Raw genomic sequence first — 24,572 nt, forward strand, 5'->3', positions numbered from 1 at the left:
TTTCGTGGGTTACCTATATTGAGGATAGTTGAAATGGTTGTGTGAATGAACCATTTCTTTTCGTCATTTTTAGCGGATAAACCATTTGCGGAATCTAATAAGTCGTGAAAGCCTTGCTATCACTGGATTTGTAAGCAGTGTAATTGCTCTCTATTAATATATGAGTACTATATTGATTACTATGCAATGTTTTTTCTCTATCTTTTTTTCTATTATACTTTCCTCATCTATGATGATGTTGTCGAAGTTGGTTATGTTTTTCTTTCTATCAAGGAAAGAATGAAAAATCTTTAAGTTATAAATAATGCCTACCTTTTCTTATAAAACATACAAAAAATATAGATTCTCAATCTTAAACGAACAGAACAAAGCATAATTTTTATTTGTTATAATTTAAGTAATATATATAAAAGAAGTAATAATGTGGATTAACTAGAACAGCTTCTACATAGTCACAGTTATCCGTTCCATTTTTAAGCTAAAGAAAGTAGGAGATGTATATGTATGAAAGACTTTCAGCAGATGAAAGAGAGAAACGATTATCTTTACTAACCGGAGAACAACGGAATTATTTAGAGAACGAAATGAAACGTAGTAGAAAGACTGTGTTTGAACGTTTAATGAGAGATGAAAAAATAACAGCACTTAAATCTGTAGATATAACACTAGAGGATAATGAGAGAAATGTAATAGACTGGATGATAACTGATTATGATGATTTTGGTCCAGGGAATTATATTGGTCGTTGTGCTTGTAATCGAAGGCTGCGGTATATGTTTACAGTAGAACATCAGAAAACGCATAAAAAACTTCAATATGGTAAGGATCATTTAAGCATATTTTTAAATATAGAAGTGAAAGACGTAAATGGAATAATAAAAGAATTAGATGACATTGATTATGAACTAGATGTACTCTTGTGGAAAACAAAGAATAATGAGTACTACCACGAATACTATGAGAGAATCCCTGATAAAACAGTAGTTTCTGAAAGCATTAAAAAGCATATTGAATTAAATCTTCCATTTTTAGACCCACAAATTAATCGTTTGAATAAATATTTTGAAAAACAAATGGAAGCATTAGAGGAAGAAAAACGTAGAATTCAGCGTGAGGTTGAACTCGAAAAACGTAAGGAAGAAAGTAGCCGAATTGAAGAATTACTTGAAGAAAAGAAAAAAATTGATGCTAATTTAGAAGCTGGAAAAAAGAGTAAACAAGAAACTGAATTTAAAAGACAACAACAGGAAAATGAACGTATAGAAAAATTGTCACAAGAGCAACGGGTGAGAGATGCTAAGTCAGTAAAAGCACAGCTTGGGTATCATGCTTCCTTTGATGAAGTAGCATATTCACTTGTATTGAACGGTCTACATAGTGCCGTAGCGATTAGCCGTATTATGGCCAATGATTTTGGGTTTGATAAATGTCTGTCTGTAGGCACAATTCAAAGGCCGTTCATATATTTTGATGTATTACTGGCTTTGAAGAAACAAGTGGATAAAGGAAATTTAATTATGGATGAATCATCAAACATAGTGGATTGTATTTTCTATGTGAATCCTTACCATGAGGAAGATAGAAGGAATGAAACTGAGAAATTGGAACAACAAACGTTATCTCTGTTTTAAATGAAGTGTAATGGAGGGCATCACAGATTGTAACTTGACCCACTTTATTAACCAAATTGGTCAGAATTATAGATGAAGTTAGTTAATTGGCAATTTGCGCTTATTATAAGCGTTATTTTGCGATATAAGTAAATTTAAAAAACCTAGTTTCTCTCATTAAAATTGAGAAATTGGGCTTTTATCGTTACTCCAGAAAAGCCCCCGATTGTTGAAGATCGATTTTCAATTAAAGGTTCTGTAATTGAAGTATAGGAACAAAAAATGAAGTATTAAATAGTCAAATAACACGCTTTTCATAATCTTGAAAAGTAAAAAGCTATATAAACAATATTCAAAGAAAAATTCAAGTAATGTTGGTGTCACTTTTGGAGATAAATTGTACTCGTTTTTGTTGATTTGAAATAAAGTTGCGATGTTTATAAAAAAGATACGATGTTTAAAATAAAGTTGCGATGTTTGTAAAAAAGTTACGACGAAACACCCCTTTAGATTTTTTTTGATCTAAAGGGGTGTTTTTATGTCTAAAAGAGCGAGAACATCGGAAACTGAGAAATGGATTAAAGAAGATCGAGGCACCGGTATTGGTTCGGAGTATAAACCTTGGCTAAAAGTCCAAGATATTTCATCGTTAGGTAGGTCCACACGTCTAAAAGGCATTAAAACCGATAGGCAGCATGAATTTCTATCAGATTTGGAACAGAATTACTTTTATTTACGGAATATTATGATTATGTTGTCGGTTTACAATTTCCTTTATTGCCGTTGGAAGAAATGATTGTCATTGCAGATGAATTAGGTCTTAAACATCCTACAGACCCAAAAACAAATAAACCAGTTTTGAAGTTGTGATGACAACGGATTTTTTATTAACAGTAGACAAAATGATTGGATAAGTGTGTGCATGACTATTATTTAATATACAAAAAATACCAACTATATATTTCCTTATAACTATCTGTGTAAATAGTGGTAATATGTATTGGATGTCTTTGGAGAGATATCAAAAATATATATATGTTTAGGAGTGGAATGTAATTGAGGTGTTTTTTGGGGAAAATATTAATTTGCACCATAGTACTTACGCTGTTTATAGCATTTATTCCTTTTGAGAATTTTGTAAGTGCTGCTGAAGTACAGTCAGACAAAATTGCACAGAAAGGAAAAGAAAAATTTGAAGTAGCAGAGGAACGTACTGAAACCTCTAAAACTTATAACAATTTAGACGGCACCTATTCAACAGAAATTTATGAGTCACCTATTCATTTTAAAGATGATAAAGGTAACTGGAAAGATATTGATAACGAGCTTCAAAAACACAAGAACGATGGCAAAGGTCAATATAAAAATAAAGCCAATAGCTTTGCTGTAACTTTCGATGAGAAAATTGAAGATGAGACGAACAACGTACAAGTGATAGATGGTCATTATAATCTGGATATTGGTCTAAAGGAAATTGAACAAAAAGGTGAAGTAACCCCTGCAAAAGAGGTGGTTGGGGTTGCTACAGATAATCAAATTCAGTATGAGAATGTATTTGATAATATTTCAACTATATATTCTGTTGGAGAAAACTTCGTAAAAGAAGATATTACGATTAACCAAAAACCTGAAAAGGGGTTACCGCAAACTTTTTCATATCAGCTATCTCTCGAAAATTTATCTTATGAACAGATTGATAATCAAATTTATTTGAAGGATGCTTCTACTGGTGAAAAGAAATATGTTATAGAAGCTCCATTGATGTACGATGCTTTTAGACCTGTAGGCTATCAATCTATTGATAGTGTTAATTCCATTCCAGAGGAAGCGAAGTCCTACGATATAACCCTCAAGACACGTAAGGAAAACAATACATTATGGATTGATCTAATACCTGATGCAGCATGGTTACAGGATAAAGAACGCCAATATCCAATTGTTATTGATCCTACAATTGTGCGTATCCAAGGAAATTCTAAAATGGAAGATACAACAATTCGCAAAAAGTTCCCAACGCAAACTGGAGGAAATGACACAGAATTAGGTGTAGGTACAGCGACAGACGGAAATGTTGTACGAAGTTTATTGAAATTTGATGTGACACCTATTCCTGAAAAAAGCATCATTATGTCCGCTGATGTAAGTCTATATCTATCTTCAACAAATGATCCAAGTCCTATTAATCTAAGTATGCACGCCATGAAACGTTCGTGGGATGAAAATACGGCAACATGGAATAACTACGGAACAGCAGGTGGCTGGACAACAGCTGGAGGGGATTTTAATACGACGGCTCTTTCGACTGTCACAGGTGTTTCTTCTGTACCAAGTAATGTAGAAGATGGAATTCAACGATGGTCTATTCCAACGACTATGGTGAGTGGTTGGCTTACTAATCCAAATACAAATCTAGGTTTATTATTAAAAAGTACAACAGAAGGAACATTGATTTATAAAAAATTCATTAGTAGTGAAAATACGACAAACCCACTTGCTTATAAACCGAAACTCGTTGTGACTTATAAAACGCCAAACCGTTTAGGATTGGAAGACTATTGGGATTATGCATCACATGATATTTCAAACGGAGTTAACTATGTAAATTTAGGGACAAATAATAATGTTGTCCAATATACTGATTTCAGCTTGTTCAACTATGCAGGCTTTGGTCTAGATTTCACTCGAACGTATAATAGTAAGGATTTTGAAAAATCTCCATTTGGCTATGGTTGGAGTTTTACAGGTTCAGAGAAATTATTTTATAATGATAAATATTTTAATGTCGAATATAAAGATGCAGATGGTACGGTCCATGTTTACACATGGGATGGAGATAAGTATATTGCACCAGCAGGTAATTATGATAGTTTAGTTATGGCGGATAAGTACACTTTTAAACTGACTAGCAAAAATGGTATCACAACAACATTTAAAGTTAGAGAAAGCACTAGTGATACAGATATTGAAGTAGCATATATTACCGAGCAAAAAGATTTAAATAGCAATACAATCACTTATAATTATGATACATCAAATCAGCTTACTTCTATCAGTACTAATCTAGGCACAAAATTGCTGTTTACGTATACGAATGGGCTTATTACGAATGCAAAATACAATAATCAAGATATTACCTATACGTATACAGATGGTAACTTAACACGAGTATTGGTTAAGAAAGACAACATAACATCAACACCTACTTCGTTCTACTACACGACTAATGGACAGTTAACGAAAATCATAGACAGTAATCAAAAAATCATGCTTTATGGGTATAATAGCAATTTGGATTTAGTTTCTGTTACAGAACCATCTTTAGATGGACAAGTAGCTTCTATCACCGAATACTCTTTAGATCGAACAAACAATATTGTATCGGTTACTAGCCCAGAAGGTACAGTTACACGCTATGGTTTAAATAATAATTTTAGTGTGAAGAAAATATTCGATCCTTCAGGGGATACAACAACCTATGAATTAGATGAAAACTATAATGTTGTATCTCAAGAAGTAGCCTATACAGATGGATCTACGTATGCTAAAAATTATGACTACGATACGAAAGGAAATGTGGTAAGCACTATTGATTCAAAAGGTGTGACAGAATCCTACACGTATGATGCATATAGTCATCTCTTAACACAAACAGATGCCAATCAGCAAACGACTGTTAACACTTATGAGAATGGTAATTTGAAGACATCGACAACACCTAAAGGGGAAACAACAACCTTTACTTATGATAATTTTGGGGATATGACAAAAGTAGAGTATCCAGATGGAAAAATCCAAACGTATAGCACCAACTATGAGAATAATCAAAAAACAACAACTTACCGAGATGATAAACTAGATATTACTACTAAAACAACAACAGATTTTAATGGTAATATTCTTTCATATGAAGATGGGAAAAAACAAACTACATGGTATCGCTACAATTTAAAAAATGAATTAGTAGAAGTACAGGATGCTGCAAATAAAACTACTACTTATACGTATGATGGTAACAGTAATTTAACATCTGTGACAAATGCTGCTGGTAAACAAATGTCTCTTAGTTATAATGCACAAAATCTCGTATCCAAAGAAACACTTGCAGTAGATGATGTAACAACTGCAGTAACATCCTATAATTATAATGCAGATGGCGATTTAATTGAGATTGTAAAACCAACAAATGATAAAATTGCCTATACAACTTCTACAGATACTAATGAAAAAGTAGTGAAAATCAATGGTGTTAATCAGTATACATCTCAAGCAGATGGCTTAACAACGACTGTGACAAATCATACACTGAACAATCAAAACGTTACGTATACACAATCTGAAAACGAACTTTTACAAAGAGTAGACATTAGCGCACCTGTGAATCGTTCGATTAGCTATACTTATAAAAATGAAAAAGACTTAGCAAGGATTCAATACGGTACAGATACTATTGAGTACGAAACAGATGAGAACGGTCAAACAACTGAACTCACACTTAATGGACAACCGGCAACGAACTTCACATGGAATAAAAATAGCTTATTGGAGAGCACGACTTTTAAAAATGGTGCAGCTATCCTAAATACGTATAATTTTAATCAGTTACAAACAGAAACTTTGAAAAAAAATAGCTCGACAACTTGGCGTACGAATACGTATGAGTACGATAAAAATCAACAAATTACAAAAGTAACGAACAATGCTGACACGGTCGCTTATACGTATGATGCATTAAACCAGTTAGTCAAAGAGCAATACAACAATGGATTAAGCATTTCTTACACATATGACTCAGTAGGAAACCGTACATCCAAAACTACTATTGAGCAAAACGGAAACACGACTACAATCAACTATAGATACAATTATGCGAATCAGATGACAGCTGCAGGTGAGACATCTTATACTGTAAGTCCCAATGGAAATCTGATGGATGATGGCGTTTTCCAATATGTTTGGGATGCTTTAGATCAATTAACAGAAGTCAAATCTCAAACAGGTGCAACAGTTGCATCTTATCGTTATGATGAAAATGGACGCCGTGTATATAGTAAAGACAATAAAGGTGAAACGTATTATCGTTACAATGGTCTGACGAACCAGGTGCTATTTGAGGAAGATGTAAGTGGTGTTATTACAAAAGCCTACATGTATGACGATAACGGACATCCATTAACAATGACATATCAGGGTTCATTGTATTACTACTTAACGAACTATCGTGGAGATGTACTAGCCCTAACGAATTCAAATGGTGACATTGTAGCGGAATACACATATGATGCATGGGGCAATATTATGAGCCAAAGTGGTGCAATGGCAACTATCAATCCATATCGCTATGCAGGATATCGTTACGATGAAGATTCAAAACTTTACTATCTAATGGCCCGTTACTATAATCCAGATACAGGAGTGTTCTTATCGTTAGACCCTGTTCATGGAGATACAATGAATCCTTTAACGTTGAATGGCTATAATTATGCGAATAATAACCCTGTGATGAATGTGGATCCAGATGGAACATTTTCAATTGCAAATAGTTTAAAATCATTGTTAAGATTCTTTATTAAGGCGATTTTCGCTGATTTTCGTGCTAATACATTAACCAATTTTGCGTTAATTGTAGGTGGTGGTGGTGTAGGCGCATTTGTTGCAAGAAAATTGGCATTAAAGGGGTTTACTATGTTGAATAGAGCACCTAATAAAGCAGCAATTAAAGGTTTTATCACAGGTGGATTTGGTGCATATATTTCTGGTGGATTTCTTAAAGGAGCTGCAAGTTCAGCAGCGAATATAGGAGGTAAACTTTTTAAATATGAAGCATGGTTTGATAGAACGTGGCTTGGAAAAACTATTGATAGAGCTCTATCTAATGCAGAACAATATCTATTAAGAAAAATTAAATAAGTTGGAGGTTGTTAGAATTAGTATTTCTCAAAATAAATCATCTAAAATATATAATAGTATTGTAAAAAGAGCGAACCTATTTGATATTTTTTTTATGAAAAACAAAGCTATTGACACAATGATTTCTGGCTTAAAGGAACCCTTAACAGATTTAGAAAAATCAAGTGCGTTTATTTATATCGGACTATTATATGGAGATTTAAAAGAATATAATAAGGCTTCTGAGTATTTTCATAAAGGCTTGAAAATTGTGGAACATCAAGAATTTTATTTCAGCCCTAATTTTAGTAAAATTATTAAAATTTTTATAAAGAACGAGGAATTAGAAAAAGCTACCTACTGGCTAGAAAACTTTAATAGAAGAATACCCTTTGATAAAAAATTTAGTAAACTAGGTAATATTAATACTTATGTAAAAGTGGGGAAATAAAAAGAAAGTTCGAATACTGTATGCATTAAAACGAAAACAGCCTCCTTGAAATGTATGATTTGTTTGAAAAAGGGGAAACGTCTTTACAACCTTCTCCACTAAAAATGGAGAAAGAAAACTAACAGAAGTCAAGTCTCAAACGGGTGCAACAGTTACATCTTAACGTTATGATGAAAATGGACGTCGTGTATATAGTAAAGACAATAATGTTGAAACATATTATCGATATAATGGTCTGTCGAACCAAGTGTTGTTTGAGGAAGATGCGAGTGGTGCGATTACTAAAGCTTACACATATGACGCAAGTGGTCATCCATTAACAATGACAAGAAATAAACATTATATATGAAAATTTCACACTATCTAGTAAAAAGATTCCGTTTATTTATTTTTAGAGCGATTCTATTTATAATAGGCTTATGGGTAATTGGAATAGCATTCGGACCTCCCAAACATTATCTAATTCCTACTATTTCGTTGCTTATTATTTATTTGTTCAATGAAGTGACCCCTAAAAGTTAGACACGGTTATTTCATTAGGCAGCGGTTTGGGCTTGAGTTCGATATTGTATGAGGGCACTGAAAAACTTGATCTGGTTCCACTTAGCGAAGTATTCGACGATTCATTCGTCGAATACCTCGCCTTTTTAATTTATAATTGAGAGACTAAATGCAGGTGGTGTTCCCAATGATTTCGAACCAAGAGACTTTCAACTTAAGTCCATATATGGTCATTTACGATATTATCGTTGTAGCTTTGAAATAAAGTTGCGATGTTTGTAAAAATGTTGCGAAGCTTTACCCCTTTGGTTATTATTTAGCCAAAGGGGTGTTTTTTTATGTTAAAAGAACTAGAACATCTAAAGTTGAAAAGTGGATTAAAGAAGGTCGTGGCTCGGGAATTGGTGCCGATTATAAACCGTGGTTAAATATTCAAGATGTTTCCTCACTGGGAAGATCCACTCGTTTAAAAGGTATTAAAACGAAAAGGCAGCATGAATTTCTATCAGATTTGGAACGAAACTACTTTTATTTAACTGAATATTCAGATTTCGCAGTCGATATTCGAGAACAATTTCCTTTATTGCCATTAGAAGAAACAATTGTTATTGCAGATGAATTAGGCCTTAAACATCCTACAGACCCTAAAACGAATGAGCCAGTTGTTTTAAGCCAGAATCGGGTACTTCGATGGCAGCTCCACATGTAACTGGGCTTGCAGCTCTCTTACTCGCTCATCATCCTATTTTCCAAACCCAGTTTAAAGATCGTGGTAAAGGGAGAGTACAGGCTCTCTTTGATCTGATCCGTTCACAGTGTAAAACTTATCCTTTTCCCAATTAAATAGAAAAGTCCCCCTTTACACTTGTAAATTTTGGACTTATTAGAGTTTATATATGTTCATAGCCGCAAATAAAATGTAATTTTTGATTAGAACGAAAAAACAAACAAAACGTTGAATTTAAAGTGTTTTGTTTGTTTTTTAAGATTATTTTAATTGGGCATGATAAAAAATAAATATCTTATTAGTAATCTGATCTATACCAAGGACCACCAAACAAACCCCCTTTGAGAAACAGTTAAAATCCATGAACCTGTGTTTACTTATATGTATCAAAAGGGCTTTATCCAGCCTATAATTTCGGGCAACTTATTAAACCAGCCTGTTAAAAGTCAGGCGTTTTGTAAATGGCAGCTGCAAAGGTTCCCACCTTCAGAATTGCAAAAAATTTGCCAAGCCCGCCGCTAATAAGTGCTGTAATAATCGGCTTAGTCACCATTCCCAACTTTCTCCTTTAGTACACCTATTTTATTTCGGGATTTGGAGTATTCGTTCAACGTATAGGCTAGTTCATTTTTAATTCCAACTAGCGAATTGAGAAATACCGCTTTGGATGTGTTGTAGATCAAACGGCATTAAAAATGCAATTAGCTGAGTCATAAGCGCGGTTTTGTGCGTTTTGGATACCATTTCTTGTATTTCTCCCGTCCTGATAAAACCGAACTTCGCGATTATGAACCGTAGATGTCTGATTTTATGCAAGGTTTGAGTGATACTTTCAAAGAATCTTCCCTCGAACTGTTAAACAGGGTTGAAGACTTTACAAATGCCGTAAGTTATGAATTTAATGTTTTGAACATGGATGCAAGCTATGACGTAACCGCGAATTCGTCAATTTTTCAAGAGGCGAAGTGCTCTTTTTGTTGAAGTAAAAGACAGATTAGTTGACTAGGATGTTGGATCATAATTACATCAATAGCGAAAAAACAAAGTTTTAATCAATCTTTTTTTATAAAAAATAATTTATGCTAAAATGAAACCCACCCATTTTGATCAATCTTTATTCAAAATGTGTGGGTTTCATCTATTATAAAATCAGCGTTTGCAAACTGCTTTTAATCAATCCTTATTCCAAACCAACAGTTTTAAGTACTATTTTGCAATATATGAAATATAAAAAAGGTCTAATTTCCCAGCATTAAAATGGGGAAATTAGACCTTTTTGTTCTTTCATAAATGCGCCCTATAGTTCAACAATGACAATTTTTTAATACAACAAATTCTAACTTAAACTCAAAAAAATAAAGTTTGGTATAAAACAATTATCGATTTAAATTTCTAGACATACCAATCGAAAATTTCTTAAATCCAAAAGATTCATAATAGGATTCTAAATTTTCTACACACATAAGTTGGGGAATAACTCTATTCTGCTCGCAATGTTGAATTATTCGATTTAGCATTTCTTTACCGATACCTTTAGACTGATATTTCGGTAGCACGCATAATCCACAAATAATTCCCGTAATCACACCATCTGATATAACACGTCCCGTCCCCACTAATTGTTGTCCTTCAAAAGCATATATTGTATACCAACTTTGATTGCACAGTTGTTCCAAATCATTAACAGTTAAATTAAGTGAGTTCCATCCTAAAGATTCATATAAGGTTTGTAATTGCTTGAAATTTTCAGGAGGTTTAATTGTATAATGTATTATGTTTTCCATGTAAAGCACTCCCAATTATCTTTGTTTTATTAACATATTCCATAACTTTTCCTCTACAATCTGACCCGATTGCGGAACAAAATTTAAAAAGCCCCTTTAATCAAAATGATAACATATTAATATTTCACAAGCTAGATATATGTTACAAAACTCGTCCTTTTCTGAACACGCTCCTTTTAAAATCAAAAGGGGCGTTTTTTTGCTATTGAAATGTAACAAAACTCCGTTCATTATTCTATGTCCATTAACCCTTCGTTAATTATCTTATGTTACAATAAAAAAAGAAGGAAAAACTGAGAAATGAGTGATTTTTGGTGTTGATTGGATATGCGCGTGTGTCAACAGGATTGCAAAATTTAGATTTACAATTTGATTCTTTAACTCAATATGGTTGTACGAAAATTTTTCATGACAAAATGAGTGGGACAAAAAAACTGCGCCCTGGTTTAGAGGAAGCTCTTCAGTATGCTCGTAAAGGTGATACTATTGCAGTTTGGCGATTGGACAGATTAGGACGAAACATGCAAGATTTGATTCATATTGTTAACAGCTTAAATGATCGAGGTATTGGCTTTCATAGTCTGCAAGAAAACCTAACAATGGACAAAAGCAATGCAACAGGACAATTGATGTTTCACTTGTTCGCAGCGTTTGCGGAATTTGAACGAAATCTGATTGAAGAACGTTCGGCTGCTGGACGAGCAGCTGCTAAAGCTCGTGGGCGACTTGGTGGGCGCCCAGAGAAGTATGGATCAAAAGATATTGAAATGATGAAAGCTTTAATTGAAAGTGGGACACCGATTAAAGATGTTGCAGAAAAGTGGGGTGTATCTCGTACTACGATTTATCGTTATTTAGAAAAACAATAAATCGGAAAGGTTTGATGTCTTGGAAACGGATGCTGAGTATTACCCTGGACAACACGCGGACTTTTTCCGGACTTTTTCCGGACGATTTGCGGACTTTTTCCGGACAATCTGCGGACTTTTTTTCGGAAAATCTGTGCTAAAGTATTAGTATCAGAAGATTATGTCCAGAGGAAAGAGTTACTTTTCTTAGGATACATAAGGGATCTTTCCTATTAAAATAGGAAGGGTCCTTTTCTTTTGAAATATTTTAAGTAGATAGGAGGAAAATAGAGATGACAGAACGTTATGGGTATGATCTTGAACCCGTGGACATTTCAGATGTGTTGTCTTTTGTGGAAAGTAGGCAAGAAGTACATGGCAATAAACCAAAAGTTAATTTGAGCATGTATGGTGATGCTGGAAAGTGGCATGTAGATGCAGCTGTAAGCTATAAAGGGCGTGAAGGACGAGATGAGCATCAAACCTTCTTATTAAAGTCGTATAAACAGCTTTGGCGCGCTGAAAAATATGTGAAGGAACTTGCTGAAGAACACAGTTTTTCTTATGAAGGACTTAACCCTAATTTAACTAATGAAGACATGTACCTACAGTATCAAAAACGACAACAGGCGAAGGAAACATTCACAAACGACTTGAAAAATGAAATGACTCAACACAGTACAGAATTACAGGAAGTCATTGAAACGCAGTTAGTTGGTGATGAAAATGATCAATCTTTCTTAACTAAGAAAGAAGTGGAACAATTAATAAGCGTTCATTTTAATCGTATTGAAAAAGGTCTTGGACATCTGGTCGAATCTATGGAACAGCAATCAAGGAAAAGGACATTTGCTGACTATTGTGATGAAATGAAGAACCTTTTAAAGGAATGTCGTCAGCATTTTAAAGACTCCATTGTTGAAAAGACTGTAACTTCCAAACAAAAATTGGATGACAAAGTAACTGGGTTACGCAATGATGTTCGAGATAATATCGTAGAAGTAAAAGACACAGCTAAGTCAACGGTGAAACAGACCATTCTTTACATGAACGAACGCTTAAAGGACTTTACAAATGCCATCGATCAGAAATTATCTGAACATGAGCCAGTACAACTTGATAGGAAGCAAAACAAAGCTATGGCTGCACAAGCACATGAACGATAAGGATTCGCCAAATTAGGTGAGTCCTTATTATTTTTAAAAAAATAAAAAACCAAAGAAGGTTGATTATTATGTTAAATTCTATGCTTGTTAGTGGTCCTACTCATAAGACTAAAAGCATTGCTGTTGTTGGTCCAATTGGTTCAGGTAAAACCGTGCAACTAAGTACCTTTGCAGAAAAGTTAATCTCGCAAGGTAAAAAAGTGTGTGTGATTGAAGTGAAGGAGTATTCTGAAATACCAAATCGAATGAACGTTGATCAAAATATCGTTACTTATTTTGACCCTGTTCAAGATGAATTTCCAGGTGAAGTGAAACAATTAATGTTTTTACAGGTTCCTCTGACTGCTATTCAAAATGGTGAAAAGGTATTTCATTTTGCGTTAATTGAGAATTTGCTGAAACACTTTGATGTACTTCTAGTGGATGAAACAACATATGCACTTCGTGATCTTATTGATGCTGGTAAGTTCAAAGACTTTGTTAAAGTTTGTACGGATTACGAAACCCATTTAGTTGTAACAGCACAAGATTTGAGACAATTAAATGTTTCTTATGAGGGACTTGTATTTGATGCAATTGTCAGTGTCTTTTCGTTGTTTTAATAACGTTCGATAGGCAGCTTGAGGTGGAACTAAATATTGATGAACTCATAAGAGGGCGTTGGCCACTCTTTTTTTTATTGCCTCGAAGGGAGGTGAAGAATTTTGAATAACTACAAAGCAGAGATCACTCTAGCTATCATTGTATTAGTTTTATTCGGTGGAATGATTGCATTTGCAACTGGCGTAATCGATCCGTTAATGGCGAAAATCGGTGCTGGTTGGACGAAGATGGTTGACAACGTATTTAGCGGAATTGGCGTTTAAAATAATTGCTTTTTATGAAGAGAACGTTTGGGACTCTTCTTTTTTATTGTTCTAAATGAAGGGAGGTATAGTATTTGAATAACTACAAAGCAGAGATCACATTAGCTATCATTGTATTAGTTTTATTCGGTGGAATGATCGCATTCGCAACTGGCGTAATCGATCCGTTAATGGCGAAAATCGGAGCTGGTTGGACAAAGATGGTAGACAACGTATTTAGAGGAATTGGAGTTTAATAAAACCCTAGTTTTAGCCGAATCTATGTAGTCGTGGTGAGCAGAAGATAATCATCTTCTGCTTTTTTATTTTACCGAAAGGAGAATGGCAAATTGTCACAAGCAGAAAAAAGGCGTCAGAGCAAGGCTAAACCAGAAGGATTTGCTGATATGGAGGCCCTGGTAAAACAAATATTTGAAGCTCAAGGTCAGTCTTATTTTGATTGGCTTCATCAGCAGCACCAAGCTCGAATAATCGAGTTTAATTTAGAAAACAAAGGAATAATAGCTTCTCTAGCTAAAGAAAGGGAGGTATAGCGTATGGATAATGCCATTACGTTGATTAATGAGATTGCAACGGATGTACAAAAATTAGCTCCTGCAGTAGCTGGTCTGGTTTTAGTTATCATCGGGCTTATCTGGATGTTTGCAAAAGATCCACAAAAGAAAGAAAGTGCACAATCTTGGATGGTAAACGTATTTATCGGATTCGGTATTGTCTATCTTGCTGCATCTTTCGTGGTTTGGATGACAGGGAAAGTAGCAGGATTCTAATTGGATTTTTTCTTAGGGAAAGGAAGAGAAAGGAGAAAACAATGTGTTGCGTAAATTATTAATTCGTTTCAAGGATGACGGTGATTACTTTAGAGAAATAGATGAAGAGCGAAACTACTTTTTTACTGAAGCAGAAGAAATTATAAATAGGATTCGTGACAGGCTTGCAAAAGAAAAAAGAGATGACTCTACTAAATCTTTTGAGTTTTGGATGGATGGCCAATGTTTAGTCATAAGCCAAGTTCATTTCGATAGAAAAGAAAGCCTTCAAAAACAGCTGGAGCATACTATTCTAACGTTTGATAGTTGGGAAGAAGATATGCGTCATAAGTATGTCAATACGCTGAAGGAGTATATTGAAGAAGAAAAGCAGCTTTTTATCAATAAAGAATATGCGACATTTGCGATTCGATACGACCAACTATTTGGTGTTTCTGCTTTTGAACCTTTCCCTATTTATTTGGATGGTTCACAACTAAATCAAGTATATGGAACGATGCAGCCACTTGTTAAAACAGGTTTTTATGCTGAATTAGAACAAATGATGGCAGCTATAAAAACTGCATTAGAAAAATTAATCCTGGATGCTCAAAATACTCTGGAAGGTGAACAAACAGACTTTCTTCAACAGCAAAAATTATTAGAGGAAAAAGTAAATTTGTTATTACAAGATGATACAGCCTTCAAACAATTTACTCAATATGCTGGTGCAAGTTTTCAGTCTGTAGGTAAGCACCGCATTGAGGCTTTATGTCCCAATTTTAAACTGTACCAGACCGTACAGCTGGTTCTTTTTTCAACTTTTGTAGAACAAAATAGTTTTGCTGAAGCTTATGAAATCCATTTGACACTGGTAAAGGCTTTAAAAGATAAATATGATGCTATTTTATCGCAAGGTTTCTCACTTGCTAATGATGAAATGATTGAGTCTCTTGTTCTAAGTCCGATTCTACAACAATATAAGTTGGATATTGAAAAGCAATTACAGGGGGATGAGGTGAAGGAGGATGAGCCACAATAAGTTACTTTATCAAGATATAAATGAGATGTTGACCGAGTTAAATGCAAAGGATCGAGGCAGGTATTTCATTTGTACGTGTCCGGAGTGCGAGCACCAGGAAGCGTTTATTTATAAAAACAATATGAATTTTATTCAATGCAATCGAGAAAATAGTTGTGGTGAGCGTTTTATTTTAACTTATGAGGAAAAAGAGGCTGAAGTCCTTTATTCTACTGAACAAGAAAAAAGTAAGGGACTTAGTGTTAAACAAGCTAAACAGCTGGACGAATTTACAAAACTAATGAATCATGTTATTCACAATATGGAAAGTGATACATTAGACAACGGCTATCGTGGTCTTTCTAGGTCAACTACTACCCCGTTTATTGCCGATTTTTCCAATCCAGAAGGCGTAAAATTTATGTTTGAATATGCGAATGGATTATTGCCGAAAGATTATGCAAATAATCATTGGATGTGTCAAAGAAACCTAGTGCTTCCGTTATTTGGTGAGGATGGCCGTATAGATCGAATTTTATTACGCTCATCCATAAACACCAGTATCGAACCAAAAGAAATACAATTAGTTGTGAATCCCTCAAATGATGCGAGGGATTTTTTTGTGGATATTCCTGAAGAGGCAAAGACGATTGTTATTGGAGAAGCTATTTTGGATAGTTTATCTTTCCGCGAAATCGATGAAACGGTTGGAGTTATGGCCTTAACAGGTTCTCGAAAATACAGGACTCTTTGCAACTATATCAAAGAAAATCCGGAAAAGTTTCAAAATAAACGATTTCTTGTTGCTATGGATGATGATATAGCTGGCTATAAAGCTTCAAAGGAAATAGTCGGTTGTCTCGAAGAAATTCAAGCTGATTATCAAATTTTTATATACCCTGAAACATGTAAAGACGGCAATGATTTTTTAGTAAAGGAGAAAGAGAAGTTCCATCGTTATTTTCAGTTTTTCGATAAAAAATTTGATACAAACAGCAGAAATTATATTGATATTAAAAAGTCCATGCAACATGTGGTAATATGCGATTCCAGATTAGATGCCTTATCGTTCCGAAGTGTTAATTCAGAATGTGGTGTAATGGTTTTACAGGGAGAGGACAAAGCTGATTTTAAAGAGCCTATTCAGAAATTAATGTTAAACAGGGAACTCCGAGACAAAACATTTGTTTTGGCTATGCCACAAACATTAGCTGGCCACGAAGAAACAAATAAAATGATCATATTTTTAGAAAAAATGAATTTAGAGTACAAAGTTTTTGAATATCCTGATGATGCCTTATCGCCAATAAGATTTTCTCTGGATGATCACAAGTCTTTTGAGAAATCTGTTAATCAGCAACTTTTCAAAAAAGAAAATCAAATGCGGAAAGTTCCATATGAACGATAAGACACAAGAAAGGAGATTTTGTTTTAATGACGACTTTTTTGAAATGGTTTGTACCACTATTAGCGTTTGTAGCATTCGTAGGTTACATTGCTTACGGGGCATCAATACAGAACATAACGACACGTACAATGGCTGAAACAGAAGTGTTATTGGAAACGGCTCATATAGGTGCTATTCGTACGGACCTAAATGAACGGGGACAATCAGAAAAGGATGCTTTGTATGTGGACAAAAAGGAATTAGTAGAAAATTTACTTGCTGAAATCGCGACAACTCAAAAGAATCTTACCTACAAGCTTCAAGTGAATTATGCATTTGTAGACGCTGGAGGAAAAGCAACAACTATTGATAAAGATATTCGTGGTATCCAGTATCGAATTCGATATATTGATCAAAAAGGTAAAGTAAAGGGAACTGCTGAACGACACTTAACACTGAATGAATTGGAGTAGGTACTCGCCAAATTTGGTGAGTGCCTTTTATTTTAAGGGAAGGGTGGTGAAACACAAGCATGTCAAATCTTAAAGGTGCAATTTTAGCGATGGCACTTTGGGTTGGTGTAGTGTTTCCTTTCTTATTAAGTTTTGGTATCGATTCCTTGCAGCAGCGTGCTTATTTGAGTACAACCGAAAAAATGGCAGAGCTTCTTAGACAAGAAGGCGGAGTTTCTGATCAAGTACAACAGGTAGCGAATAACCTAAAAAGTAAAGGCTACATAGTGACCTTTTCAAAACCTAGTTTAGTTCAATTTGGGGAAGAGATTGTTATTCGTTATCAATATGAATATGAAAATGTACGGGGGAAACAAAAGTTAGATACACAAAATAAAGTAGTAATTGCCAAACGTATAGTAGCAGATGGTGGTAGTAACCCACCGAAGTTACCTCAAACATACTCTGCAACAACACCTGAATCGTTGAATGCTAATGGAGAATACACAATTAGGATACCTGGGTTAAAAAATTTACTACGTGTTACTTCAAATACTGGAGATGCCGAAATTGTTCGTGTTAATGGTGAGGAAGTAACCGTGAAGGTTTCTAAAGGAAACATCTCAAAAAAAGTTCAAACAGGTGGGGAATACATTCCAGCTGATACGAAGTTTGTTACTGAACAAAAAGCTCTTGATTACAATAAAGATGGTTACCGAGGAACATTACAACTTTATGATAAAATACCAGCTTCATCAAAGAAAATTGTTGATTATGAACAACCTTTATATGGAAGAATGGGATACGCTTGTCATAATGGGCAGTGGGAAAAAGAAGGTTATTCAGCTAGCTTAAATCGTCATACAAAGTATTCTGATTCAGAAGGGTATGAGGGCTATATAGGAGAAAAATATGGTGGTACTTTTGAGAAGATAGAAATGGACTACAATACCGTTATGAATAACCCAGACTATGTTGATGAGTATGGTTTATTAGACAATACAGGTCAAAAGGTAAATCTTAAATCACCATGTAGTAAAGAAATGTATCCAGAAGAAGGAATATATCTAGAAGAAGATTGGATGTATTTGCAAGCTTCGGGAACGGAATATTTTGTTGTTGGAAAATTGTTATATAGTGGTACTGTTCAGCGTCCAGAAGTATCTCTTTACCAGGGCAATGTAACAAGACCAGAAAAAGACACACGTACTTACAATAACTACTATCAATATCAACTAGACTTTGAGTATATGAGTAATTAAGGACAAAAAATTTCTACCTTTAATTGCTAGGACCATAAGCTTTGGCCAAGTGGTTAGCAATTCACTAGAAGGGAGTGAGAAATGATATGTCAAACTTAAAAGGTGCCATTCTGGCCACAGCGTTATTTGCAGCTGTGGTTTTTCCTTTTCTTCTCATGATGTCTATCGATGCTTTCCAACAACATGCTTTTTTGAAGATGACTGAAGAGGTCACAGAGCTTGTTAAAGAAGAGGGCGGTGTGTCTGAGCATGTTACACAAGTAACTAAACGCTTAAAGAAAAAGGATTTAACGGTGACTTTCTCCAAGCCAGGGCTTGTCAAGTTTGGAGAAGAAATTGTCATTGGATATAATTACGAATATCAAAATGTGCGTGGTAAGAAAACGCTAAATGTCCAGGATAAAATCGTCATTATGAAGCGTTCCACAGGGAAAAATGGTAGTAATTCTAATGAAGCTAATCCGCCAACTGAAATCACAAAATCGTATTCTGCAAAAACGCCTGAAAGGTGATGCCTATGAAAAAATATCTCAAAAAAGCAATTTGGTTTTTGTTTTTTGTATGTGTCGCTACTATGGCTTATATAAATATGAGTTATGAAGATATTGCCCCTCAAAAAGAGGAACAAGAAATCAAACACGTTCAGATGTAATCACTACATCCAGGACGTGTTTTTTGTTGGAAATTTAAAGAAAGGAGTTAGGTCTATGAATGAAACAAAATATTTACAACGATTAGCGCAACCTAGAGGGCTTCTTGTTTTTTCAATTGTTTTTTGGTCACTCATGTTTTTTGTTTCTAATTTTGTGCTGGCATTCCTTCAATCATTACTAGCATCGTTTCAACAATTCCAGGCAGATCCAAAGAGTGTATCCTTTTCAATCGATTGGCGAAGCTTTTTAGAATTTCAATCGAACTGGATGCCTTTTTATATTGGGTTTGCAATCCTAAGCACTATAGGATTCGTGAAATTTATCTATAGAATTCGGTTGAATTTTGTTGATTTGAATAAAGGCCAGCATGGCACAAGTGAATTCGAACAACCACGCGAATTAAAGAAGCAATACAAAATTATCCCTGCAGCAGAAAAAGAATATGACGGTGATGGTGGCGTAATTATTTCAGCGTTACAGGAAAAAGGGCGTCCGTACCGTCTATTAATCGATGAGGGACCTATTCATACGATGGTTATTGGGATTACGAGATCAGGTAAAGGGGAAACTTTTGTTTTTCCTGAAATAGATGTACTAAGCAGAGCCAAAAATAAGCCCTCCTTAGTTGTCAACGATCCAAAGGGGGAGCTTGCTGCAGCTAGTTATGACACGCTAATAGCTCGTGGCTATGAAGTACATGTATTTAACTTAATTCAACAATATATGGGAATGGGATTTAATCCATTGCAAGTTGTTATCGATGCGTGGAAATCAGGAAATACGAGTTTGGCCCAACAGTATGCAAATAGCGTAGGATTCATGTTGTACAATGATCCATCAGCAAAAGATAAGTTTTGGTCCAACTCAGCTCAATCTTTGGTAACGGCAATCATTTTAGCCTTGACTGAAGATGCCCTCCTTACAGGTAAAGAGGATACCATTAATTTATATTCTGTGGCTAATTTCCTTTCTACACTTGGTAGTGATAACAGTGAGGAAGGGGATAACGCATTAGACCAATTTTTCCAAGCAAGAGATGAAATCAATCCGGCTCGAATGATGTATGCCACAAGTAACTTTGCTGCTGGAAATACACGTGCAGGAATTTTCTCATCAGCGATGGATAAATTGCAGATTTTCACATTAGAGCCTAATGCAAAACTAACAAGTTACAACAGTTTAGATTTAACAGAGATCGGATTTGGTGACAAACCGATTGCTGTCTTTATGGTAACGCCTGACTATGATAAATCAAACCACGTTTTAGCCAGTATTTTTGTGAGCCAATTATATCGAGTAAATGCTGAAAAGGCTACGATGAGTCCTAGTGGAAAAATGAAACGCCATGTCCATGCTTTACTCGATGAATTCGGGAATATGCCAGTAGTGGATGGTATGGACGGTATGGTTACTGTAGGAGCTGGCCGAGGGTTTAGGTTCCATTTAATTATACAAGCCTATTCTCAAATGAAATCCTTGTATGGTGACGATGCAGATACAATCATTGGTAACTGCTCAAACCAAATATATATTTTAACGAAAGATAAAGCGACAGCAGAACAGTTCTCTGCACTCATTGGGACAAAAACTATTACAGATGTGAGTCGTAGTGGGAAACTATTGTCTACAGATAAATCGCATAGCGAATCTGTGAAAGAACGTGCCTTACTCATGCCTGATGAATTAATGCAGTTAAAAGAGGGAGAATCAGTGGTTGTTCGCGCCAATAAGCGTCAAGATAATGAGCGGAAAAAAATCGTACCTAAGCCAATTTTTAATACGGGAGTTACAGCTGCAAAGTTCCGTTGGGAGTATCTAGCAGAGGATTTTGATAATAGTAAATCCATATTATCGCTGCCAATCATGTCTAATCAGTATCACAATTTAAAAATGTCAGATATGGTCTTTACTTCTAAAAGTGAAAGGGATCTTTATGTATGCATGTCTTTAGCAATGAGTGCAGCTGAATTTTCTAAATTGACAAGGACCTTGTATCAGGTTTTACGAACAAATGATGATTATGTAGACGAAATTCCAACGTGGTCATTTTTACAGTTCTTTAGTTACCTTACTTATGGATCAAGTATTGATTCGGTTGTCTTTGAACGGAGAATTTTTCCGGATTTAAAAAAATATTTGCCAAATAAAGTTTTGAGAGAATGGACAGACATTCTGCGAGAACAACGTGCAAAAACAATGCTGGATGAAAATGTGGCAACTCAGGATGAAAAGATAACTACTATACAAAAAATGATTATGGAAGGGAGTTTAAAAGAAGATGTTTAACGAGTTGTTGAAAGAACGGTTGCTTGACGCTCATTTGGAGTTCTTTAGAAAAGACAAGAAGAAATTTCTAATCCATCGGATTTTATATGCTGTAGTTGTAACCATGCTTTATGCAATGGTCATAATGGTCATTAAAATGCCAATATGGCTAATTGGTTTGCCTGCTGCCTTTTATCTAGGGTGGAAATTTGCCTATTTAAAATTGCTATCAACCAAAAACAATATTGATGTAAAGAATTCCTTTTTGTTTCCGCAGTTCCTGCAAAGCTTCATAGCATTATTGCCTAGTTCAGGAAATGTCTATCAAACATTGAAAGCAACAATATACTATACGCCTGATCCATTAGATAAGGAATTGATCAAACTTATACAAAAAATCGAGAATGGTAATGATCGAAATGCCTATTTAGCATTTGCGGATTATATAGGTTCTAGTGAAGCTTACATGGTTATGAACATGATTTATCAATTTAGTGAACAAGGCGTAGAAAAAGAGTCTATACAGGAATTAGAGCGATATATCCAAAACCTTCAGGAAAATAAGGTCGATGAACTGATTCAACATAAGATGAATGCAAGCGATAAGTTTGGTTTATTTCCAATCCTTATATCGCTTTTTTTAGTGATCGGATTTGCTGGTGTCATTTTCATGCATTACATGACGAATGTGACAGATGCATTAAATACCATGCCTAAATAAAAAATTATAAAAATATACGGCAAAGGAGGATGGTGAATTGGCTAAAGAAACATTTGAAATTATTGAAGATGTAGCACTTTTACGGACTGCTGATACGGGATGGACAAGGGAATTGTCAAAAGTAAGTTGGTATCATAAACCAACTACTATTGATATACGGTGGTGGTCTCCTCAAAAAGAAAAAGCAGGAAAAGGCGTATCACTTACGATGGAAGAAGCCCAACTATTGTTGGAAGGATTACAAAAATGTTTGTCTATTGAACAAATGGAGGTATAAAAAATGAACGTAATGAGCGAGCAGGAACTACTAGAAAAAAGAATTAATGAAATATTGGAGCAAAGTTTTTTAGGGCCTTATTTGAAACAATTAACTATCACAGATATTAGATTTAATGGAACACAATTGAGGATACAAGATAATGAAAAAGGACGATATTTAGCGCCAGACCAACCAAGCAAGGAAGAAGTGCAGAGGCTAGTGAAACAAATTTCTGATGTTCAAAAAAGGAATTTTTCACATAGTGAACCACAATTGGATACGGAAATTGGAATTTTGCGTATTAGTGCAACACACCAACGTATTAGTCCAGACGGTATTAATTTAGCAATCCGTATTTCTCGTCCACATTTAGCTATTAGTTCAATTGCTGATTTAGTGACAGGAGAGCATGAACCACTTGAAAGATTATTTAATGTATTAATGCTCTCAGAAGACAACCTAGTAATTTGTGGACGAACAGGTTCGGGGAAAACTGAATTCCAAAAGTTGTTAGTTGGATATACAGAAGAAGATGCAAATATTTTCTTAATTGAAGATACACGTGATAGTCATATTAAAGCATTATATCCTGAAAAGGATATTACGAGTTTAAAGACAATACCAGGAGTCTTTGAAATGAGCGATGGTGTGAAAACAGCACTTCGAAATAATCCTGATTGGACCATTATCGCTGAAACACGTGGGGCAGTTTCAGCAGATGTATTAGATAGTGCTAAAACAGATCATGCTATTATTACAACACTTCATGCCAAAGGAGCTAAGAATATTCCTTCCCGTTTTATTCCAATGATACGTCAATCGCCAGCATATGCCATTATTGAAGATCAATTAATTGGTAGTGAAATTGTAGAATTTCTACGTTGGGGTTGTTATTTACAAGGGAAAAGAAAGAAAGGAGGAAAAACTATACGGAGGGTCAAAGAGTTGATGGAATATACAGATTTTACTTCTAAGGGTGCAGTAGGAAACTATGTGTATAGAGAAGTGAAAGTAAGGGACCAAAAAACAGGCAAATATCGTATTGAACAGCGTTATCACCCTTTATCAGAAAAGACATTGGCAGAACTAGAGGATAAAGAATTAATTCATTTAGTTCCAGACGAATTTTTGCCAAAAGGAGGCAGTAAACAGTCATGAAACAATTATTAAAAGAAGCACGCGCTCTATTTTATGGCTGGGAAATCGCGTTTTATTTATTTATCTGGTTTTTGGCAAACTATCAGTTTTTCTATCTCATTTCAAAAGAGCGTACTACAAGTATTATTGTCGGCTGTATAGGTGCTCTTTTTTTCTTCTTTGTCTTTACCGTAAAAAATCGCCAATTAAAAAAGTACCAAATGCATATAAGTGAGTTATTAAAGTATGTCACAAACATGATTTTCTTTCTTCAAACAGGTGAAAATGTGCTTCATGCACTCAAGGAAACGAAAGCCACAGTTCATCCAGACATACAAAATGCTATTGAAGTCAGTATTCAGCAACTAGAAAAAGAGGCCAAGTTAAATACAAATCAGTTTGAAAAATATGATTTTCCAACCTTAGATCAGTTTCATCAAAATTTAAAAATTAAATATGAACATGGTGGTAATCCGGATGACTTATTTAGCCAAATACATAAAAACATGATATTTGAGCTAAAGAAACGTGACGAATTATACCGTAAACGTAGAGGTTTTGCGATGGCTGTGTATATGTTGCTTGGCATGGTAATGGGGATCTCATTAATGTTGCGTTTTATCGTAGGGGAACTATGGGACACGTTTTTAAACGTTGGCTTTGCTGGCATAGGTGTGTTACTAATAACACAAGGATTTGCCCTTTTGAACCTATACTTTTTACAGAAAAGAAGTATGGATATATCGATTCGCTACTAATTTGTTCATTACTAGAGGATTCGCCAAAAATGGCGAGTCCTTTTGAGATTTAAGTTTTGAGTGTTTGTA

The 24,572-nt window shown here is 34.8% G+C and carries 23 protein-coding genes and 2 pseudogenes; 24 read left to right on the forward strand and 1 reads right to left on the reverse strand.

What is annotated here, in order from left to right:
* Positions 1-500 precede the first annotated feature (500 nt).
* The 6 genes and pseudogenes from ACE1MS_RS09690 to ACE1MS_RS09715 all read left to right on the forward strand — a co-directional run bounded on the left by ACE1MS_RS09690 (position 501) and on the right by ACE1MS_RS09715 (position 9,291).
* On the forward strand, positions 501-1,631 hold the full coding sequence (locus ACE1MS_RS09690; protein ID WP_447402887.1) for a hypothetical protein: 1,131 nt from the start codon (positions 501-503) through the stop codon (positions 1,629-1,631).
* 517 nt (positions 1,632-2,148) lie between these two features.
* Positions 2,149-2,512 (forward strand): annotated as a pseudogene (locus tag ACE1MS_RS09695) (heteromeric transposase endonuclease subunit TnsA); the annotation flags it as partial.
* 166 nt (positions 2,513-2,678) lie between these two features.
* Entirely contained in the window at positions 2,679-7,517 is a 4,839-nt protein-coding gene (locus ACE1MS_RS09700; RefSeq protein WP_447402888.1) for a DNRLRE domain-containing protein, read from the forward strand.
* Positions 7,518-7,611: 94 nt separating this feature from the next.
* Complete coding sequence (locus ACE1MS_RS09705; RefSeq protein ID WP_447402889.1) at positions 7,612-7,947, forward strand: hypothetical protein; 336 nt, start codon at positions 7,612-7,614, stop codon at positions 7,945-7,947.
* An 829-nt stretch (positions 7,948-8,776) separates the two neighbouring features.
* Positions 8,777-9,136, forward strand: a pseudogene (locus ACE1MS_RS09710) (heteromeric transposase endonuclease subunit TnsA); the annotation flags it as partial.
* A gap of 2 nt (positions 9,137-9,138) precedes the next feature.
* Entirely contained in the window at positions 9,139-9,291 is a 153-nt protein-coding gene (locus tag ACE1MS_RS09715) for a hypothetical protein (protein WP_143815496.1), read from the forward strand.
* A 1,260-nt stretch (positions 9,292-10,551) separates the two neighbouring features.
* Here the strand turns inward: ACE1MS_RS09715 and ACE1MS_RS09720 are convergent.
* Complete coding sequence (locus tag ACE1MS_RS09720) at positions 10,552-10,959, reverse strand: GNAT family N-acetyltransferase (protein WP_447402890.1); 408 nt, start codon at positions 10,957-10,959, stop codon at positions 10,552-10,554.
* Positions 10,960-11,273: 314 nt separating this feature from the next.
* Here ACE1MS_RS09720 and ACE1MS_RS09725 point away from each other — a divergent pair, with 314 nt between their 5' ends.
* From ACE1MS_RS09725 to ACE1MS_RS09810, 18 genes are all read left to right on the forward strand, one after another.
* Complete coding sequence (locus tag ACE1MS_RS09725; RefSeq protein WP_447402891.1) at positions 11,274-11,828, forward strand: recombinase family protein; 555 nt, start codon at positions 11,274-11,276, stop codon at positions 11,826-11,828.
* A gap of 272 nt (positions 11,829-12,100) precedes the next feature.
* Positions 12,101-12,973, forward strand: a complete 873-nt coding sequence (locus ACE1MS_RS09730) for a hypothetical protein (RefSeq protein ID WP_447402892.1) — start codon at positions 12,101-12,103, stop codon at positions 12,971-12,973.
* 68 nt (positions 12,974-13,041) lie between these two features.
* A complete protein-coding gene (locus ACE1MS_RS09735; protein ID WP_396627957.1) occupies positions 13,042-13,575 on the forward strand; it encodes a hypothetical protein in 534 nt (177 codons plus the stop codon).
* Positions 13,576-13,677: 102 nt separating this feature from the next.
* Complete coding sequence (locus tag ACE1MS_RS09740) at positions 13,678-13,839, forward strand: hypothetical protein (RefSeq protein ID WP_164908703.1); 162 nt, start codon at positions 13,678-13,680, stop codon at positions 13,837-13,839.
* A 74-nt stretch (positions 13,840-13,913) separates the two neighbouring features.
* Positions 13,914-14,075: a hypothetical protein gene (locus ACE1MS_RS09745; protein WP_164908704.1), complete on the forward strand. Its 162-nt coding sequence runs from the start codon at positions 13,914-13,916 to the stop codon at positions 14,073-14,075.
* Positions 14,076-14,168: 93 nt separating this feature from the next.
* Positions 14,169-14,372 (forward strand): hypothetical protein, encoded by a 204-nt coding sequence (locus tag ACE1MS_RS09750; RefSeq protein ID WP_031417579.1) that lies wholly within the window; start codon positions 14,169-14,171, stop codon positions 14,370-14,372.
* A 3-nt stretch (positions 14,373-14,375) separates the two neighbouring features.
* A complete protein-coding gene (locus ACE1MS_RS09755) occupies positions 14,376-14,609 on the forward strand; it encodes a pilin (protein ID WP_031417580.1) in 234 nt (77 codons plus the stop codon).
* A 46-nt stretch (positions 14,610-14,655) separates the two neighbouring features.
* On the forward strand, positions 14,656-15,630 hold the full coding sequence (locus ACE1MS_RS09760) for a hypothetical protein (protein ID WP_207974152.1): 975 nt from the start codon (positions 14,656-14,658) through the stop codon (positions 15,628-15,630).
* Positions 15,617-17,017: a toprim domain-containing protein gene (locus ACE1MS_RS09765; protein WP_447402893.1), complete on the forward strand. Its 1,401-nt coding sequence runs from the start codon at positions 15,617-15,619 to the stop codon at positions 17,015-17,017. The genes ACE1MS_RS09760 and ACE1MS_RS09765 overlap by 14 nt, the downstream gene beginning before the upstream one ends.
* Before the next feature lie 26 nt (positions 17,018-17,043).
* A complete protein-coding gene (locus ACE1MS_RS09770) occupies positions 17,044-17,469 on the forward strand; it encodes a hypothetical protein (protein WP_396627954.1) in 426 nt (141 codons plus the stop codon).
* 59 nt (positions 17,470-17,528) lie between these two features.
* Positions 17,529-18,710 carry a hypothetical protein gene (locus ACE1MS_RS09775; protein WP_396627953.1) on the forward strand — a complete coding sequence of 394 codons (1,182 nt, stop codon included), beginning with the start codon at positions 17,529-17,531 and terminating at the stop codon, positions 18,708-18,710.
* Positions 18,711-18,796: 86 nt separating this feature from the next.
* The gene (locus ACE1MS_RS09780) at positions 18,797-19,222 is read left to right on the forward strand and encodes a hypothetical protein (protein ID WP_031417585.1); all 426 of its coding nucleotides are present in this window, start codon (positions 18,797-18,799) and stop codon (positions 19,220-19,222) included.
* 5 nt (positions 19,223-19,227) lie between these two features.
* A complete protein-coding gene (locus tag ACE1MS_RS09785) occupies positions 19,228-19,362 on the forward strand; it encodes a hypothetical protein (protein ID WP_268988025.1) in 135 nt (44 codons plus the stop codon).
* A gap of 55 nt (positions 19,363-19,417) precedes the next feature.
* Positions 19,418-21,649 carry a VirD4-like conjugal transfer protein, CD1115 family gene (locus tag ACE1MS_RS09790; protein WP_447402894.1) on the forward strand — a complete coding sequence of 744 codons (2,232 nt, stop codon included), beginning with the start codon at positions 19,418-19,420 and terminating at the stop codon, positions 21,647-21,649.
* Positions 21,642-22,349, forward strand: a complete 708-nt coding sequence (locus ACE1MS_RS09795) for a hypothetical protein (protein WP_031417587.1) — start codon at positions 21,642-21,644, stop codon at positions 22,347-22,349. The genes ACE1MS_RS09790 and ACE1MS_RS09795 overlap by 8 nt, the downstream gene beginning before the upstream one ends.
* Before the next feature lie 37 nt (positions 22,350-22,386).
* Positions 22,387-22,626 (forward strand): YdbC family protein, encoded by a 240-nt coding sequence (locus ACE1MS_RS09800; protein WP_031417588.1) that lies wholly within the window; start codon positions 22,387-22,389, stop codon positions 22,624-22,626.
* Between the two features lie 3 nt (positions 22,627-22,629).
* Positions 22,630-23,766, forward strand: coding sequence for an ATPase, T2SS/T4P/T4SS family (locus tag ACE1MS_RS09805; protein WP_396627951.1), 1,137 nt, complete (start codon positions 22,630-22,632; stop codon positions 23,764-23,766).
* Entirely contained in the window at positions 23,763-24,503 is a 741-nt protein-coding gene (locus ACE1MS_RS09810; RefSeq protein ID WP_447402895.1) for a hypothetical protein, read from the forward strand. The genes ACE1MS_RS09805 and ACE1MS_RS09810 overlap by 4 nt, the downstream gene beginning before the upstream one ends.
* Positions 24,504-24,572: the final 69 nt, after the last annotated feature.

This window comes from Lysinibacillus sp. fkY74-1 (genome assembly GCF_053165895.1).

Coding starts and splice junctions, on each gene's coding strand:
- ACE1MS_RS09770 (WP_396627954.1), top strand. CDS start 17,044: ATGACGACTTTTTTGAAATGGTTTGTACCACTATTAGCGTTTGTAGCA.
- ACE1MS_RS09805 (WP_396627951.1), top strand. CDS start 22,630: ATGAACGTAATGAGCGAGCAGGAACTACTAGAAAAAAGAATTAATGAA.
- ACE1MS_RS09735 (WP_396627957.1), top strand. CDS start 13,042: ATGTTAAATTCTATGCTTGTTAGTGGTCCTACTCATAAGACTAAAAGC.
- ACE1MS_RS09810 (WP_447402895.1), top strand. CDS start 23,763: ATGAAACAATTATTAAAAGAAGCACGCGCTCTATTTTATGGCTGGGAA.
- ACE1MS_RS09795 (WP_031417587.1), top strand. CDS start 21,642: ATGTTTAACGAGTTGTTGAAAGAACGGTTGCTTGACGCTCATTTGGAG.
- ACE1MS_RS09775 (WP_396627953.1), top strand. CDS start 17,529: ATGTCAAATCTTAAAGGTGCAATTTTAGCGATGGCACTTTGGGTTGGT.
- ACE1MS_RS09690 (WP_447402887.1), top strand. CDS start 501: ATGTATGAAAGACTTTCAGCAGATGAAAGAGAGAAACGATTATCTTTA.
- ACE1MS_RS09755 (WP_031417580.1), top strand. CDS start 14,376: ATGGATAATGCCATTACGTTGATTAATGAGATTGCAACGGATGTACAA.
- ACE1MS_RS09780 (WP_031417585.1), top strand. CDS start 18,797: ATGTCAAACTTAAAAGGTGCCATTCTGGCCACAGCGTTATTTGCAGCT.
- ACE1MS_RS09765 (WP_447402893.1), top strand. CDS start 15,617: ATGAGCCACAATAAGTTACTTTATCAAGATATAAATGAGATGTTGACC.
- ACE1MS_RS09720 (WP_447402890.1), bottom strand. CDS start 10,959: ATGGAAAACATAATACATTATACAATTAAACCTCCTGAAAATTTCAAG.
- ACE1MS_RS09705 (WP_447402889.1), top strand. CDS start 7,612: ATGAAAAACAAAGCTATTGACACAATGATTTCTGGCTTAAAGGAACCC.
- ACE1MS_RS09790 (WP_447402894.1), top strand. CDS start 19,418: ATGAATGAAACAAAATATTTACAACGATTAGCGCAACCTAGAGGGCTT.
- ACE1MS_RS09715 (WP_143815496.1), top strand. CDS start 9,139: ATGGCAGCTCCACATGTAACTGGGCTTGCAGCTCTCTTACTCGCTCAT.
- ACE1MS_RS09730 (WP_447402892.1), top strand. CDS start 12,101: ATGACAGAACGTTATGGGTATGATCTTGAACCCGTGGACATTTCAGAT.
- ACE1MS_RS09785 (WP_268988025.1), top strand. CDS start 19,228: ATGAAAAAATATCTCAAAAAAGCAATTTGGTTTTTGTTTTTTGTATGT.